The 15072-nt window shown below is 63.6% G+C and carries 14 protein-coding genes and 1 pseudogene; 13 read left to right on the top strand and 2 right to left on the bottom strand.

Annotated features, from left to right (window positions below; all coding sequences use genetic code 11):
• Positions 1-26: 26 nt before the first annotated feature.
• Positions 27-773, bottom strand: a complete 747-nt coding sequence (locus PTE30175_RS21450; RefSeq protein WP_150699100.1) for a ComF family protein — start codon at positions 771-773, stop codon at positions 27-29.
• Positions 774-935: 162 nt separating this feature from the next.
• Between PTE30175_RS21450 and PTE30175_RS21445 the strand changes: the two genes are divergently transcribed.
• The 10 genes from PTE30175_RS21445 (at position 936) to PTE30175_RS21400 (ending at position 11455) form a co-directional block, all read left to right on the top strand.
• Positions 936-1868, top strand: coding sequence for a methyltransferase domain-containing protein (locus PTE30175_RS21445; protein WP_150699099.1), 933 nt, complete (start codon positions 936-938; stop codon positions 1866-1868).
• A 243-nt stretch (positions 1869-2111) separates the two neighbouring features.
• Complete coding sequence (sbnA, locus tag PTE30175_RS21440; protein ID WP_150699098.1) at positions 2112-3110, top strand: 2,3-diaminopropionate biosynthesis protein SbnA; 999 nt, start codon at positions 2112-2114, stop codon at positions 3108-3110.
• Positions 3107-4141 carry a 2,3-diaminopropionate biosynthesis protein SbnB gene (gene sbnB, locus PTE30175_RS21435; protein WP_150699097.1) on the top strand — a complete coding sequence of 345 codons (1035 nt, stop codon included), beginning with the start codon at positions 3107-3109 and terminating at the stop codon, positions 4139-4141. Before sbnA ends, sbnB begins: the two co-directional genes overlap by 4 nt.
• A gap of 7 nt (positions 4142-4148) precedes the next feature.
• Entirely contained in the window at positions 4149-5618 is a 1470-nt protein-coding gene (locus PTE30175_RS21430; protein ID WP_150699096.1) for an adenylosuccinate synthetase, read from the top strand.
• Positions 5612-6610: a diiron oxygenase gene (locus tag PTE30175_RS21425; protein ID WP_150699095.1), complete on the top strand. Its 999-nt coding sequence runs from the start codon at positions 5612-5614 to the stop codon at positions 6608-6610. Before PTE30175_RS21430 ends, PTE30175_RS21425 begins: the two co-directional genes overlap by 7 nt.
• Before the next feature lies 1 nt (position 6611).
• Positions 6612-7682: an ornithine carbamoyltransferase gene (locus PTE30175_RS21420; RefSeq protein WP_150699094.1), complete on the top strand. Its 1071-nt coding sequence runs from the start codon at positions 6612-6614 to the stop codon at positions 7680-7682.
• On the top strand, positions 7679-8938 hold the full coding sequence (locus tag PTE30175_RS21415; RefSeq protein WP_150699093.1) for a threonine synthase: 1260 nt from the start codon (positions 7679-7681) through the stop codon (positions 8936-8938). Before PTE30175_RS21420 ends, PTE30175_RS21415 begins: the two co-directional genes overlap by 4 nt.
• Positions 8935-9882, top strand: a complete 948-nt coding sequence (locus PTE30175_RS21410; protein WP_150699092.1) for an FAD-dependent oxidoreductase — start codon at positions 8935-8937, stop codon at positions 9880-9882. Before PTE30175_RS21415 ends, PTE30175_RS21410 begins: the two co-directional genes overlap by 4 nt.
• A gap of 72 nt (positions 9883-9954) precedes the next feature.
• Entirely contained in the window at positions 9955-10611 is a 657-nt protein-coding gene (locus PTE30175_RS21405; RefSeq protein ID WP_150699091.1) for a flavin reductase family protein, read from the top strand.
• Positions 10598-11455 carry an NHL repeat-containing protein gene (locus tag PTE30175_RS21400; protein WP_191629166.1) on the top strand — a complete coding sequence of 286 codons (858 nt, stop codon included), beginning with the start codon at positions 10598-10600 and terminating at the stop codon, positions 11453-11455. Before PTE30175_RS21405 ends, PTE30175_RS21400 begins: the two co-directional genes overlap by 14 nt.
• 8 nt (positions 11456-11463) lie before the next feature.
• Here PTE30175_RS21400 and PTE30175_RS21395 read toward each other — a convergent pair whose 3' ends face one another.
• Positions 11464-12309, bottom strand: coding sequence for a helix-turn-helix transcriptional regulator (locus PTE30175_RS21395; protein ID WP_150699089.1), 846 nt, complete (start codon positions 12307-12309; stop codon positions 11464-11466).
• 554 nt (positions 12310-12863) lie between these two features.
• Between PTE30175_RS21395 and PTE30175_RS21390 the strand changes: the two genes are divergently transcribed.
• The 3 genes and pseudogenes from PTE30175_RS21390 to PTE30175_RS21380 form a co-directional block, all read left to right on the top strand.
• Positions 12864-13334 (top strand): DUF2244 domain-containing protein, encoded by a 471-nt coding sequence (locus tag PTE30175_RS21390; protein WP_150699088.1) that lies wholly within the window; start codon positions 12864-12866, stop codon positions 13332-13334.
• A gap of 21 nt (positions 13335-13355) precedes the next feature.
• A pseudogene (coxB, locus tag PTE30175_RS21385) lies at positions 13356-14570 on the top strand (cytochrome c oxidase subunit II); the annotation flags it as partial.
• A gap of 59 nt (positions 14571-14629) precedes the next feature.
• The coding region (locus PTE30175_RS21380; RefSeq protein WP_191629165.1) for a cbb3-type cytochrome c oxidase subunit I at positions 14630-15072 on the top strand (443 nt) is incomplete at its 3' end.

The raw sequence follows: 15072 nt of genomic DNA, 5'->3' as shown, positions 1-15072 counted from the left end.
AGGCGCGCGATGCGTGCCGGTGGTGTTCAGGAATGCCGCGTGCGCAGCACGACGGCGGCCGTGACCTCCCGTGCGCCCGCCTGTTTCAGTGCGTCGGCCGCTTCGTGGCAGGTGGCCCCGGTGGTCATCACGTCATCGACGAGCACGACGGCACGGTCCCGCACGGCGGCGCCAGCTGCGAATACGGTGCGCAGGTTGCGCTGACGCGCCGCACGCTCCAGCCGGCTTTGCTGCGCCGTTTCGCGCACCCGCCTCAGGCAGTGCGCATCGGCGGGACGCTGCAACCGGCGGGCCGCGACGCGTGCGATCTCCCATGCCTGATTGAAGCCGCGCGTGACCAGGCGTTCCCGGGCCAGCGGCACGGGCACGAGCAAGGTGTCGTCCGCTATCCCCCGCTCGCCGAGCGCATCCGCAAGACGCAGCCCGAATTCGCGTGCGAGCGGCAGCCGGCCATGAAACTTCAAACGCATCATCAATCGGTCGAGCGGAGGCCGGTAATCGGCAAGGGCCAGCGAATGGTCGAATGCCGGCGACCAGGCCAGGCACTGGTCACACACCCGGGTGCGACAATTTGCCGCACCCGTCTGCATTGCTGCGGCGCAGCGCAAACAGCGGATCGGGCGGTCGGCGGCCGGTTGTCCGGCATCGAAGACTTGCGCGCAGACGCCGCACATTTGCCGATCGGCGCGCACGCCGCACACGGCGCAATGCTCGGGCAGCGCAATGCGCAGGAAACCCGAAGTCAAGGCGGTGAACGACAAAGCGAGCGGCATGAGCGAACCATCGGCAAAAAGCGGGAGAATGAAACCGGCACACAGGTGACGGTGCGTCAAATGCACCGGCTGGCGCAGTGTCCCGAAAACCGGGGCGCAAGCCGCCGCCGGTGCGTTTATGCAGGGGCGAGTATACTGCCGACTCGCCTCCTAGCCTGTCCCATGAAGCCTGCCGAAGCCCAAGTCGTGCCACCGTCCGTGGCGCCGTTCCCGTCCCGATTCCTGCGTGCCGCGTTCGATCGCCGCGCGCCGCATTGGGCCGATGCCGATTTTCTGATGCGCGAGATCGCGGCGCGCCTGGCCAGCCGTCTCGAGTACATCAAGCTCCAGCCGCGGCGCGTGCTCGATGCCGGCTGCGGCACGGGTGCCGATCTCGTCGCGCTGGGCGAGCGTTATCCTTCGGCTTATCGGATTGGTCTGGATGCGTCGGCGGCGATGACGATTGCGGCAGCTTCCCAAGGAGCAGCCTCCGGCTGGCGCCGCCTGCTGCGCGCGGCGCCGGCGTTCGGCGTGGTGCAAGGCGACTTCTCGGCTTTGCCGCTGGCCGATGCGTGCGTCGACCTGGTCTGGTCGAACCTGGCGCTGCACTGGTTTCGTGAGCCGCATCGCGTGGTACCCGAATGGCATCGTGTCCTGTCGAACGACGGACTCCTGATGTTCTCCGCCTTCGGCCCCGATACGCTGCGCGAGTTGCGCGCCGCATGGGCGGAAGTCGACACGCTGCCGCACGCGCTCACGCCGACCGATATGCACGACCTCGGCGACATGCTGGTACAGAGCGGTTTCGATACGCCGGTGGCCGACATGGAGACGATTACGCTGACGTTCGAGACGCCCGAGGCGCTATTGCGCGACGTGCGTCTGCTCGGCGTGAATCCGCAGCCGGAGCGGCGTGGCGGGTTGACCGGCAAGCGCCGATATGGCGCGTTGCTTGGGGCCCTCGAACGGCAGCGGCGTGCGGACGGCACGCTCGCGCTGACCTTCGAGATCGTCTACGGCCATGCGTGGAAAGTCCCGTCGAAGACCGATGCCGCCGGCCATGCTGTGATCCGCGTGCAGGACATCGGGCGCGGCGGCCGTTCACGCGGCATGTAATCGTCCCGGCGCCGCGCCGCCCCGGGGGCCGCGTCGCTGTCGTGTTACATGATCGGCGACGCCCTCGGGGCGTTCGCACGCCTTTCTGACAGTCTCCTCGACCACCGCCCACCTACAAGACCTTGTAGTGTTTCGCGTCGCCGAAATCCGATCTAATGGTCTCTCGAAAGCCCCTCCGCTCAAATTGGATGTGGGGCGCTGATGCGTTGACTTGTTTGTCATGCGCGAACGGGAGGCATGCCGATGGACACAGATTCGACCGATATCCGCTTGAGTGTCGATGCGGGTTTCCTGACGCCCCCACCACCTCGCTTCGTGTCGATACACGGCCTGTGCCGTACGACCGTTCACCTCAAGCTCGAAGGTTTGAACGTGGCAGGGTCCATCAAGTTAAAGACTGCGTTGCAACTCGTCGAGGACTTCGAGCGCGAAGGACGCATCGCGGCCGATACCGAGTTGATCGAATCGTCGTCGGGAAACCTGGGCGTCGCGCTGTCCATGGTCTGCGCCAACCGCGGCTATCGCTTCACCTGCGTCGTGGACCCGAATACCTCCGAGTACGCGATACGGATCATGCATTCGATGGGCGCCCGCGTCATTCCCGTGACGAAGCGAGACAGTGCCGGCGGCTTCCTGGGAACACGCATCGCCTTGATCCGCAGCATGGCCGCCGGCGACCGGCGTGTCTTGTGGTTGAACCAGTACGCCAACGCGAGCAACTGGCGCGCGCATTACCGCTGGACCGGTCCCGAGATACTGAAGGCGTTCCCGTCACCGGACTACGTTTTCATCGGCGCGGGCACCACGGGCACCTTGATGGGCTGCGCGCGATACTTGAAAGCGCGCAGTCCGCGCACGCGCATTGTTGCCGTGGACAGTGTCGGGTCCGTCACGTTCGGCACGCCGGCCGCGCGTCGTCTGATACCCGGGCTTGGCACCAGCCGCAAGCCTGAGCTGTGCGATGCCTCGATGCCGGACGCCGTTGTGCATGTTCGTGAAGAAGACACGATCCGATGCTGCCGTGAGCTCGCCGCGTGTGGCTTGCTTGCGGGCGGATCGACCGGAACGGTGCTGAGCGCCGTGCGCGGCATGGCCGATCGGCTGGACAGCACGCAAACGATCGTCGCACTATCTCCCGACATGGGGGAGAAGTATCTGGACAGCATCTACGCCGACGATTGGGTCGAGGGGCACTACGACTTGCGCGTCGCTTCGCCATCCACCTTGAACCAGATCGCATGAATACGCCCTCGATCGCACCGCCGCCATTCCATGTATTCACCGGGCGCCAGGTTCATGATGTTCTGCACGACCGCAAGCGAGATGTGCTGCATGCTGTCGAGCGCGCGTATCGCGCGCACGCATGCGGGCGCACGCACAATCCGGATAGCCAGTTCCTGCACTTCCCACTTGCGCAGCGCAACCGTGTCATCGCACTGCCGGCACATATCGGCGAAGACAGCGAAGACGCCGCAATCGGCATCAAATGGATAGCGAGCTTTCCCGACAATATCCGGCACGGGATTCCGCGGGCGTCCGCCGCGTTAATTCTCAACGACCCCGCCACCGGATATCCGATGGCCTGCATGGAGGCGAGCATCATCAGCGCCTCGCGCACCGCAGCGAGCGCCGTCAGCGCGCTTCGCCTGCTCGCGGTGGAGCGTGCCGGCAAGCCCCATGTTGTCGCCTTCATCGGCGCGGGACTGATTGCACGCTACGTGGCGCAATACCTGCCATTAGCGGGCGTTTGCATTGAGCGGATCGTCATGCACGACGTCGAGCCGCGATACGCCGAAGCGCTTGCGGAGCGCGTGCATCGCGAGCAGGGCTTTGCCACGGCCACGGAAGCGTCCATCGGGCGCGCCATCGGCTGCGCGGATGTCGTCGTCTTCTGCACGACGGCGGCGACACCGCACGTTTTCGACGCGACGTTGTTGGCCCACGCGCCGATCGTGCTGCATCTCTCGCTGCGTGACCTGTCGAGCGATCTGATCCTGTCGTGCCACAACATTGTCGACGACGCCGATCACTGTCTCAAGGCATCGACGTCGCTGCAGCTGACACATCAGCAGACGGGCCGCCGCGATTTCATCACAACGTCGCTGCCGGAGATGCTTTGCGGCGGCGAGGTGCCGGCGCGTGACAAAGCGGTTGTCTTCTCGCCATTCGGTATGGGTGTGCTCGACATCGCCGTTGCGCAAATGGTCTACCGAACGCTGGCGCCGACGCAGCCGTCGATTTCCCAGTTTCATTTTGATGTCGAAAGAGGCTGATTCAATTATGGAAAACGCCCAACACGCCGCCGCTTGTTCCACCGCCTTTCGTCCTGCGGCTTCCCGCCCGGGGTATGCCGATGTCCTCGTCGGATTGCAGTATGGTGACGAGGGCAAGGCCAAGATTATCGATGTGCTTGCGCCGGAATATGATCTCATCGCCCGTTTTAACGGCGGCGCGAACGCGGGCCACACGATCGATACGCCGGACGGCCGCATCGCCCTGCGGCAGTTGCCGTCCGGCGTCTTCCATCCGCACGTGGCGCTCTACATCGGGTCCGGGTGCGCGCTCAATGTATGGAAGCTGGCGGATGAAATTCGCAGCGTCGAATCGCTGGGCGTCGATCTGTCCGGACGCCTCCACATTCATCCGCACGCCGCTCTCGTGCAAATGGCGCACATCGCGCGCGATGAAGTCGACGGGGGCTTTATCGGCACTACCGGCAACGGGATGGGACCGTGCTATGCCGACCGTGCCTTGCGTACGCACGATGGCTTGCGGGTCAACTTCCAGATCAAGGATCTGGTCGAGGCGACGGCCGCCACGGTCGACGCCATGGAACAGGGTGCGAGATACCATCTGTCGACGCTTGATGCCGGGTTGCGCGACAAGCTCACGACTCGCGTCGACGATCTTCGGGCCGGGCTTCCCGGTGCGCTCGAGGTGGTCGCGAAATATGTCTCGCCGAATGCCGACTATCTTGCGACGCGCGTCGATGCCGGCGCGCGCGTGCTGTTCGAAGGCGCTCAGTCCGTGCTGCTCGATGTCGTCCATGGCGAGCAGCCTTACGTCACGGCAAGTCATACGATCCCTGCCTACGCCTACGTCGGCGGGGATCTTCCGCCCAGATGCCACCGCCGTACCATCGGCGTCGCGAAAGCGATCATGTCGCGTGTGGGGCAGGGCCCGTTCCGTTCAGAGTTCGGCGGTAGCTTGTCCGAGGATTACTGCCGCAAAGCCGCATTGCTGTCATACGGCGCCGCGCGCGAGCGGGAGCTTTTCGATCCCGAGGCGTTGCTCAGATCGCGAGATGCTTTCGATATCGGCGTGGCATTGCGCATGCTGACTGGCGAATACGGCACGGGCACCGGCCGCCCGCGCCGCGTCGGCATGTTCGACGTGGCGCAACTGAAGGCAACCGTCCGGCAGCATGCGGTCGATTGCATCTACATCAACAAGATCGACAGTCTTGCGCTGTTCGCGAGTTCGTCGTTCGAAGGCATTCCGATCTGGACGGGAAGCGGGGGTGAGCAAAGCGAGGAGGATCGCCTCGGCACGCGCGTGCGCGACGGGTATGCGGTGTTGCCGCCGCTCTCGCGCGACGACGTGACGATGCGTCCGGACGGCAGTGTCAGCGAGAACGTGTTGCGCTTAGTGGCCACGCTCGAACGCTACCTCGGCGTTTCCATCGGTGGTTTCGGGCTGGGGCCGGAGCGAGGCAACACTTGGCGGCTTGAGATGGACACGACATGTTAGCGTCGGCACGGCGGGTGAACACGGCGGCGCGGACGGACGACGCCGAGACCGGCGGTAGGTCGGCCAGCGGATTGGATCGATCGCGCCGGCGGGACTGGCACCGGGTTGCGATGGTGAGGGTCCGCGATGACACAGCCGAATTTCCGCCGCTCGATGCCGCGCACGTGTTTTTCAACCCCGAACTCATGCCGTACTGCATGCATGCGAGGGTGCGTGAGCGTGGCATGGAGACGATCCGGTCGCTCAGCGCTCGCCGCCTCGCGGACTATCTGTCGACGACCGAGTGTGTCGAATTGAACATCGTCAACTACGCCGTCGAGGCCATGCTCGGGCGGGCGTGGGTATCCGATGAACTGCGCGCGGAGGCGTTGGCCGTCTACACCGACGAGGGATATCACACGCTCATGATGGAACGTTTTCGGCACGCCATATTTTCGCAGACCGGATACGCGTTGGCGCGCGCCCCTTCATCAACGATGGCGCGTCTGCGTCACCTGTGCGGGCCGTCAACGGCAGCGCGCTACACGCTCGCCGTGGTCTGTTGTGCGATCGTCACCGAAACCCTCATTACGACGACGTTGCGCAAGGCAGGGGCGTCGGATCAGGTCTATCCTCCGGTGGCGGCGCTGATGCTCGATCACGCGGCGGACGAGGGGCGGCATCAGGCGTTCTTCATCCGCTTTGCCGAGCGCTTTCTCCCTATGCTCGATGACGCCGCCATGGCGTTTGTCGAGCGGCTGCTGCCGAACGTCATGATGGCTTTTCTCGCGCCCGATCCCGTCGCCCTCAAACGCGATCTGGCCGCAGTCGGCATTGATGACGCCGACGCCAAAAGCATCCTCTTGGAATCGTTCGACATAACGATGGTGCGAGAGCAGATGATGACGGCGGCTGTCGCGCCGCGCCGCCTGTTCGAGCGATTGGGCATGACATGCGCGAGCGCTTTCGAAGCGAAAGTTGCACGTTGTCGCATCGATTTCACGGAGCACTGACATGACGCACGACGCAGGTGTAACTTCCGCGCTACGTGACTGGGTGGCGCCGGACATTGGGATGGACGGCCCAAACTATCGCGCGCTGATTCGGGAGGCACTGAAATTCAAACAAGGGTATCCCGATCGTGCCCGCGAGGTGCTGCTCGGGCGGGCGATTTACTTCCTGTTCTTCAATCCGTCATTGCGCACGCGAAGCAGCTTCGTGACCGGTCTGTCCAAGATGGGCGGCCTGCCGATCGTGCTCGATCCCGACGGCATCTATACACCAGCGCTTCCCGGCGACGAGATGCCTTACGCAACCGAACGGATCAGCGACGTCGCTCGCGTCCTTTCGGAGTTTGGCGACGCGATCGGCATCCGCATGTATGGCGAGCCAGCGAAGTGGGTCTACGGACACGCGCACCGCTGCATAGAGGCTTTCGCCAAATGGTCGGGCATTCCTGTGATCAACATGGAATGCGATCGCTTCCACCCCTGCCAGGCGCTGGCGGACGTGATGACGCTGACCGAGAAACTCGGATCGCTGAACGCCCGCCGCCTGTGCATCAGTTGGGCCTACTCGGGGAGTTGGCACAAGCCGGTGGCCGTGCCGCAAAGCCTTCTGCTGGCCGCCGCCAAATGCGGGATGGACATTACCGTCTCACATCCGCGAGGCTTCGAGTTGGACGCGGGCGTGGCCTCGACCGCCGGCGCGTTCGCGAAGGAATCCGGCGCGACGCTCCGATTCGTCAACGATTTTCGTGAGGGCATCAATGGTGCGGAGGTCGTATATGCAAAGTCCTGGTGCAGCTTGACATGCTTGCCAAAGCACCTTGGTTCGCCTGTCAACGAAGCGCGCATGACGGACCTGTTCGAGCAACATCGTGATTGGTGCGTGACTGACGAGGTGATGGCGCTGGCAGCGCCCGAGGCCGGCTACATGCATTGCCTCCCGGCCGATCGCGGGCAAGAGGTCAGCGACGGCGTGCTCGACGGTCCTCGATCGTGGGTGTTTGCACAGGCGGGCAACCGTCTGCACGCGCAGAACGCGATCATGACGAAGTTGCTCAACCCGATGTGCCTGTCATGAAGAGACGCAACTTCCACTACGTCTGCATGCATTGCGGCGCCTTCGATTCGGCGGATGGAATGCGATATGTGTGCGCGTGCGAAGGGGCGCAGAACCTGCGCATCGCGTACGACGACGTGGACGTGAAGACGGCACGCGGGCTGCGCGAGCGGATCGGCGGACACGGCATGTGGCGTTACGCGCCGTTGTTGCCGGCGCCGCAGGCGTTTGGCAGCCGATTGCTGGTCGGCGGCACACCCTTGCTCGATTGCGGCGACGGCGACGGCGTTCGTCTCCGGATCAAGGATGAAACCCGCAATCCCAGCGGATCGTTGAAGGATCGCGCCACAGAGTTGGCCGTCGCGGTCGCGCTGATGCATGGCTACCGTCATGTGGTCGCCGCGTCCACGGGGAACGCCGGTGCGTCGCTGGCGTGCATCGCGGCAGCGCAAGGCATCGCGGCAACGATCGTGGTGCCGCGCCGAACGCCATCGGCCAAGCTTGCCCAGATCGCCGCCTACGGCGCCGAGGTCGTGCGTGTCGACGGCGACTATGACGACGCCTTCGCGCACGCCGTGGACATGTCGCGCCGCGACGGCGTCTACTGCCGCAATACCGGCTACAACCCCTTCACTCGGGAGGGCAAGAAGACCTGTGCCTTTGAAATCGCCGAAGACCTCGGCTGGCGCGTTCCCGACTGGGTGGTGGTACCCACGGGGGATGGCAACATTCTCTCGGGGATGGCTGTGGGCTTCGCCGAGCTGCTTGCACTCGGGATGACGACGTCGATGCCGCGTCTGGTCGCGGCGCAATCGGATACGTCTGCCAGCATTGCGCGCGATTGGGTGACGGTCGCGTCTGGTCGCCCGATTCCGAGTGCACCGACGCCGGCCGCTCCGTCTACAGTGGCGGACAGCATCTCGGTGCGCTTCCCGCGAGACCATGCCGGTGCACTGGCCGGCTTGCGGCAATCGCGGGGCGTCGCCGTGACCGTTACCGAAAACGAGATCCGACGCGCCTCGCGACATCTCGCAAGACGATTCGGCTTGTGGGTCGAGCCGTCGTCGGCTGTGGGATATGCGGCGTTTCTTCGATGTGTTCAGGATGGCACTTTTCACGCCGGCGCGAGCGTGGTGTTGTTGAGTACGGGGTCGGGACTGAAGCATCCCGATCCGTGGGGCGACGTGAACGCCGCGCTCGGCAAGCGGGCAAGAACGCGCAGACCCAAGCCGCATGACAACGGCGACACGTCCGCGGCATTACGGAGGCCCCAATGAATCGTTCGCATGTCGGCATCGTCGGGTGCGGCGTTAGCGGACTGACGACGGGCATTGCGGTGCTGCTCTCCGGTCGGTCGGTGTCGATCCGGTCTGCGGAGGCGCCCGGCCACACGACGTCGATGCTGGCGGCGGCGATCTGGCATCCGTTCTTTCCCTCGCGCGATGCTGCCTATCTGAGGCGTGCGAGCCGAACGTACGCCACGCTTGTGGCGTTGGCGTCGGACGCGAACTCGGGCGTGTCGATGCGGGAACTGACCGAGTACTTCCGGACGGACGACGGCATCCCGTGGTGGGCTCAGTGCGTCCCGGATGTGTCCCGTGTACCTCGGAGCCGCGTGCCGTCCGCTTATGCCGGCGGGTATCGCATGCGTGTGCCGGTGGCCCACGCGGGCACGTATCTGAATCATCTGATGAGCACGTTCATCGAACTGGGCGGCGTATTCGAAAGCGGTCGCGTCGACGCACCGGACGAGATGCTGGTCCGATGCGACGCCGTGGTGAACTGCACGGGCTACGGCAGCGTCACCTGGGGTGATACCTCGCTGGGTTTGTCGCGCGGCATTGTCCTTCGGACGGAGCGGGGTGGCGTGCGCGGCTGCTTCATCGACGATTCGGACGCCCGTCGCCCGACGTACATCGTCGAACGAGACACCGACTGCATCCTCGGCGGTTTCGCGGAAGCGGGCCTGACCTCAACGTCGGTATCCAGGGATCAGATCGAGGATATCCGTGCGCGATGCATCGCGTTGTGCAGCGATGTGGCTGCATTGAAAGTGCTCGACGTGGGTGTCGGCTTTCGTCCGACGCGGCCTTCGGTGCGCGTCGAGCGTGACGGCAGCAATCCCGGGGTGATTCACAACTACGGACACGGCGGTGGCGGATTCTCGCTCTCGTGGGGCTGCGCGGCCGACGTCGCGGCACTTCTGGATGGCGTTGCTTGAGCGCGCGGCCGCCAACCCAGAGTGTGGCGGCGCGCATCGGTGTAGTGGAATGTCATTTGCGTGGAGGCGAACATGTTGCTGGAACCCGGCGATCTTAGCGAGCAGCAGATCTACAACTTCATGATGAGCACGATCCTGCCGCGCCCCATCGCGTGGGTCAGCACGGTGGATCGCGAAGGCAAGACGAACATCGCGCCCTATGCGTACTTCATGGGGGTGTGTTGCGTGCCGATGACCGTGCTCTTCTGCCCGGTGGTGCCGCCGCCGCCGCGCGCCAAGAAGGACACCTTGCTCAACATCGAAGAAGTCCCCGAGTTCGTCGTCAACGTGGCCTCGGACGACAATATCGGCGCAGTCAATCTCTCCGCAGCGCCGTTGCCGCGCGGTCAGTCGGAATTTGGGCTCACGGGCATTACGCCCGTGCCGTCGTTGCACGTGCGTCCGCCTCGCGCGAAAGAAGCCGCCGTCGCCTACGAGTGCAAGGTGCGGGACATCATCGAGATCAGCAATGCGCCAGGCGGCGGTTGGGTGGTGCTGGGGACGGTGCTGGGCATCTACGTCGACGACGCGCTGCTCGATGACGGCGCGTGTCGCGTGGATCTGCAGCAACTGCGGCCGATCGGCCGCTTGGGCGGCGGCGACTTCGTCCGTGCAGCGACGGATACGTTCACGTTGCCACGCTACAAGACGCTGGCCGATCTCGACGAATGCCCGCATGTGCGCGATTGAAGCGCGCAGCGAGGCGCACATCGTTTGCTTGGGCGAGCGGCGTTACCGCGTCGATCGCGACTGGTTGCGTTGGCCCACGCCGGGCGACAGGGGCTTTGTTTCGCACGTGGCCGTCAACTCACGCGACGAACTTCACGTGCTCAATCGCGGCAACCCCGTGATTCAGATCTTCTCGCCTTCGGGCCGTTTCCTCGGCGACTGGCACACTAATCTGGTGACACACGGACACGGCATCCACATCGACGCGCGCGATCGCATCTTCATCGTCGACTCCGATCGGCATTGCGTGCACGTGTTCTCGCCAACGGGGCAACACCAGCTTTCGCTGGGGCGGCGCGATAGACCGGTATACGGGCGGCCGTTCAATCATCCGACGGATGTGACCGTCACCCGTAATGGGCACATCTACGTCTCGGACGGTTACGGCAATTCGCATGTCCACCGGTTTGCCGCCGACGGACGCCACGTTGCGACGTGGGGTGGTGCCGGTGCGGCACCGGGGGCATTCGCGAACCCGCATGCCATTGCGACCGCATGGGACGACACGTTGCTCGTGGTGGACCGCGAAAACGGGCGGGTACAGCGATTTACAGGCGAGGGGGTGTACGTCGACGAAATCCGCGACTTGTATCTGCCGACGGCCGTCACCGTCGGCGAAGACGGGTGGATCTACGTCTCCGACCAGTGTCCGCGGCTGTCCGCCTACGCGCGCGATGGCCGCCTGATCGGCCGATGCAGAACCTTCGGCGCTGTCGGTCACGGCATCACTATCGACAGCACGGGCGATGTCTACATCGCCGACATGATGCCCAGCGGCGTGTCACGTTTCCGACGCATGTCCTGACGGACCGGTCATGGCATCTCCGTGTCGCCGATGAGTCCGTAGGCCGAGGCCACATGCACGGCGCGATGCCGGCTGGTCACGTTGAGCTTGCGCATGATGTTGCGCAGATGGTGAATGACGCCGTGTTCGGAGATCATCAGGATTCGGCCGATCTCCCAAGATGTCTTGCCCGCCGCCACCCATCCGAGGCACTCCCGCTCGCGTTTGGTCAGCATCGGCCGCGTCGGCGCGTCGGCGCTTTGCACGACCAGGCGATGGACCGCGTCGTGCACGTGAGCGGCCAGCGTGGCGCCCCACGGAATCGTCCGTCGCAGAGCGGCCGCGGGCACATCGGGACGATTGGCCGCCAGAGACAGGGTGCCTGACGCGCCGGAGGGCCCGAACACGGGGAACGTCAGACCCGACTTCAGGCCGAAGCCGGCGCGCTCGTCGCGAAACGCCCGTTCCCATGGCGTGCGGAACAGAGTCTTGTGCCAGATAAGCGGCGTCAGCCGATTGCATGCATGTCGGCGGATCGGATCGCGCACCCCATAATCGTTCTGCTCATACAGGCGTTGCCATTCCGCCGGGTAGTTCGACAAGGTGTGACTGACGCCATGCGTGAACATTCGCCCGAACTCGCCGTGATAGTAGAAATAATCGAAGTGAAGCAGCGCGGTGACTTCGCTCAGGCAAGCGGACACGTCGCCGAGGCGCGTTGCCTGCTCCAGACGGTGCAACGCGACCAGAAGCGGCGTACCTGCGCCATGCGCCGGGTCCGATGCGATCGCGTTGTCGTACGGAGCAAGGGCAGTCAACGTCGGTGTCGCGTGTTCGGCGACATGGGGCGTGCAGTTGTCAGACATCTCGGTCATCGAAGCATGCCGGGGCCGTTGTCAGGCACCGGCGTGTCCATGGGTGGAGGAGAAATATCTAACATGCAGTCGAGGCCGGCTTCTCCGGCGCCGGCCGGCATCGGCGCCGCGCGGTGTCACGCGCCGATGACCGGTCGCTGCGCAGGCCGTGCCGTGCTTGAACCTGTTGAAATCGGACGGTCTCCGGCGACGCGCGTGCGCTGCGGCGACTTTCGGAGTTGTCCCTAGACCATCGGCGAGACAAGGTGATGAAAAATGGGCCGATGCCGTGCCGGAACCGGAGCCGCGGATAGCGGAACCGAAGTGCCCACGGCGGGTGGAACTTTTGGTCGCCGAACCGACTTCAGTGTGCACTGCATCTAAGGGAATAGCCTAATTTCTTTTTTGCATCAAAGCGTTCAGGGGATTTTATCAAGACCCCTATACTCTGTATCAATCTTGTCGCGTCAAGAATCAGCGTTCTATAATGCGTAAGTTTGTCGCGGCCCGAACGAGAGAAGTTCCCCGTTCGGCCGCCGGACATGAACGACCCAATAGCCCCACGGGTGACGGCGATGCACGCAACTTCCTCTGACACCGATAGGGTGAAGCAGGAATGGACGCATAAGCGTAATTGCGCGATTTCGCCGCGCCAGTTTGTCCTGTTCTACCTGTCTCTGGCCGCCGTTTCGCTGGGTGTTGCCTGTATTGTGGCGTGGCGCGGCGGCTGGATGGTATTGCCCTTTACGGGTCTGGACTTGCTTGTGGTGGGCATTGCGTTTGTCATTTATGCCCGGCATGCCACAGATTACGAGGTCATTCGGTTGTCGCCCGAACGCCTTGTGGTTGAGCAACGTTCAGCACAGAGATTGAGGCAGTATGAATTCAATCCCCGCTGGGTGCGCATCGATATCGAGAACTTGCCACGCACACGGATCGTGCTGCGTTCGGCGGGCCGCTCGGTGGTCATCGGTGTCCATCTTGCGCAGCATCGCCGCGAAGCATTTGCGCGCGAACTGCGCCGTTGTCTTGCCCAAGTGTCGTAAGGTCCGCAAGAGAGGATTCGGATTGTAATTTTGGGTAAGGAAGCTATGAAAAAAATGAAACACGCCTTGGCGGCTTTCCTTGCGAGCGGCATGCTGCTCGCCGGCGCACCCGCTCTGGCAGTGAGCGATATGCCGGGGGGACCGGCCGTCAACGAGCTCAACTTCCAGCCTCCAGTCACCAAGCTTGCGGAGGAGCTGCACACCCTGCACAACATGATGCTGATCATCTGCCTGGTGATCTTCATCGGGGTGTTCGGCGTGATGTTCTATTCGGTCATCAAGCATCGCAAGTCAAAAGGCCATCAGCCCGCCAACTTCCACGAAAGCACTACCGTCGAAGTGATCTGGACGGTCGTACCGTTCATCATCGTCATCCTGATGGCGCTGCCCGCCACCAAGACGGTCGTCGCCATGAAGGACACGACCAACGCCGACGTCACCATCAAGGTGACCGGCTACCAGTGGAAGTGGGGCTACGACTACCTCAAGGGCGAAGGCGAGGGCATCAAGTTCCTGTCGACGCTGACCACGCCGCGTGAACAGATCAACGGCCAGCAGCCCAAGAGCAACACGTACCTGCAGGAAGTCGACAATCCGATGGTCGTGCCGGTCAACAAGAAGGTGCGCCTGATCACCACCGCCAACGACGTCATCCACTCGTTTTACGTGCCAGCCTTCGGCGTGAAGCAGGATGCGATCCCGGGCTTCGTGCGCGACACCTGGTTCAAGGCCGAGAAGATCGGCGAGTACCGCGGCTTCTGTACCGAACTGTGCGGCAAGGAACACGCGTACATGCCTGTGGTCGTCAAGGTCGTTTCGGAAGAAGACTACGGCAAGTGGGTCGACGCGCAGAAGAAGCTGATGGCGGCTTCGGCGGACGATCCGAACAAGACGTACACGATTGTGGAACTGATGGCGCGCGGCGAGAAGGTCTATGCCTCGAACTGCGCGGTCTGCCACCAGCCCAATGGCAAGGGCGGCGGCGCGTTCCCGGCGCTGGACGGCTCGAAGATTGCCACCGGCCCGATCGCAAATCACATCGGCATCGTGCTGCACGGCAAGAATGCCATGCCGAACTGGAGTCACCTCAACGATGTGGAGCTGGCTTCCGTGATCACGTATGAACGCAATTCCTGGGGCAACAAGACAGGAGACATCCTGCAGCCTGTCCAGGTCAAGGACGCTCGCGGCGGCAACATGCCCGAGGGTAAAACCGCCGAAGCCGGCGCTGCTGCCGGCCAGAAGAGTTAAGTGCCGACAGTGCGCATCGACCAGTTCGAGGAAGGAGATTTGGTATGAGTTCCATCGCTCACGATCACGTGGCGGGTCACGATCATGCACACGACCATCCGCATGGCTGGCGTCGTTGGCTGTTCGCGACGAATCACAAAGACATCGGCACGATGTACATGCTGTTCTCGTTCATCATGCTGCTCTCCGGCGGCGTGATGGCGTTGTTGATCCGCGCGGAGCTGTTTGAGCCGGGTCTGCAGCTCATGCGTCCGGAGTTCTTCAACCAGCTCACCACGATGCACGGCCTCGTGATGATCTTCGGTGCGATCATGCCGGCGTTCGTCGGCTTTGCAAACTGGATGATTCCGCTGCAGATCGGCGCATCGGACATGGCCTTCGCGCGCATGAACAACTTCAGCTTCTGGCTGCTGCCCGTGGGCGGTCTGCTGCTGCTGGCGTCGTTCCTTGTGCCGGGCGGCGCGACCGCGGCCGGCTGGACCATGTA

Source organism: Pandoraea terrae (assembly GCF_902459695.1).
Lineage (GTDB): Bacteria > Pseudomonadota > Gammaproteobacteria > Burkholderiales > Burkholderiaceae > Pandoraea > Pandoraea terrae.
The sequence above is the reverse complement of the archived record's forward strand: the minus strand, read 5'-3'. Positions and strand labels throughout refer to the sequence as shown.

Excerpts from the sequence above, each read along its gene's own strand:
- PTE30175_RS21450 (WP_150699100.1), bottom strand. The coding sequence starts at position 773 with ATGCCGCTCGCTTTGTCGTTCACCGCCTTGACTTCGGGTTTCCTGCGC.
- PTE30175_RS21445 (WP_150699099.1), top strand. The coding sequence starts at position 936 with ATGAAGCCTGCCGAAGCCCAAGTCGTGCCACCGTCCGTGGCGCCGTTC.
- sbnA (WP_150699098.1), top strand. The coding sequence starts at position 2,112 with ATGGACACAGATTCGACCGATATCCGCTTGAGTGTCGATGCGGGTTTC.
- sbnB (WP_150699097.1), top strand. The coding sequence starts at position 3,107 with ATGAATACGCCCTCGATCGCACCGCCGCCATTCCATGTATTCACCGGG.
- PTE30175_RS21430 (WP_150699096.1), top strand. The coding sequence starts at position 4,149 with ATGGAAAACGCCCAACACGCCGCCGCTTGTTCCACCGCCTTTCGTCCT.
- PTE30175_RS21425 (WP_150699095.1), top strand. The coding sequence starts at position 5,612 with ATGTTAGCGTCGGCACGGCGGGTGAACACGGCGGCGCGGACGGACGAC.
- PTE30175_RS21420 (WP_150699094.1), top strand. The coding sequence starts at position 6,612 with ATGACGCACGACGCAGGTGTAACTTCCGCGCTACGTGACTGGGTGGCG.
- PTE30175_RS21415 (WP_150699093.1), top strand. The coding sequence starts at position 7,679 with ATGAAGAGACGCAACTTCCACTACGTCTGCATGCATTGCGGCGCCTTC.
- PTE30175_RS21410 (WP_150699092.1), top strand. The coding sequence starts at position 8,935 with ATGAATCGTTCGCATGTCGGCATCGTCGGGTGCGGCGTTAGCGGACTG.
- PTE30175_RS21405 (WP_150699091.1), top strand. The coding sequence starts at position 9,955 with ATGTTGCTGGAACCCGGCGATCTTAGCGAGCAGCAGATCTACAACTTC.
- PTE30175_RS21400 (WP_191629166.1), top strand. The coding sequence starts at position 10,598 with ATGTGCGCGATTGAAGCGCGCAGCGAGGCGCACATCGTTTGCTTGGGC.
- PTE30175_RS21395 (WP_150699089.1), bottom strand. The coding sequence starts at position 12,309 with ATGACCGAGATGTCTGACAACTGCACGCCCCATGTCGCCGAACACGCG.
- PTE30175_RS21390 (WP_150699088.1), top strand. The coding sequence starts at position 12,864 with ATGCACGCAACTTCCTCTGACACCGATAGGGTGAAGCAGGAATGGACG.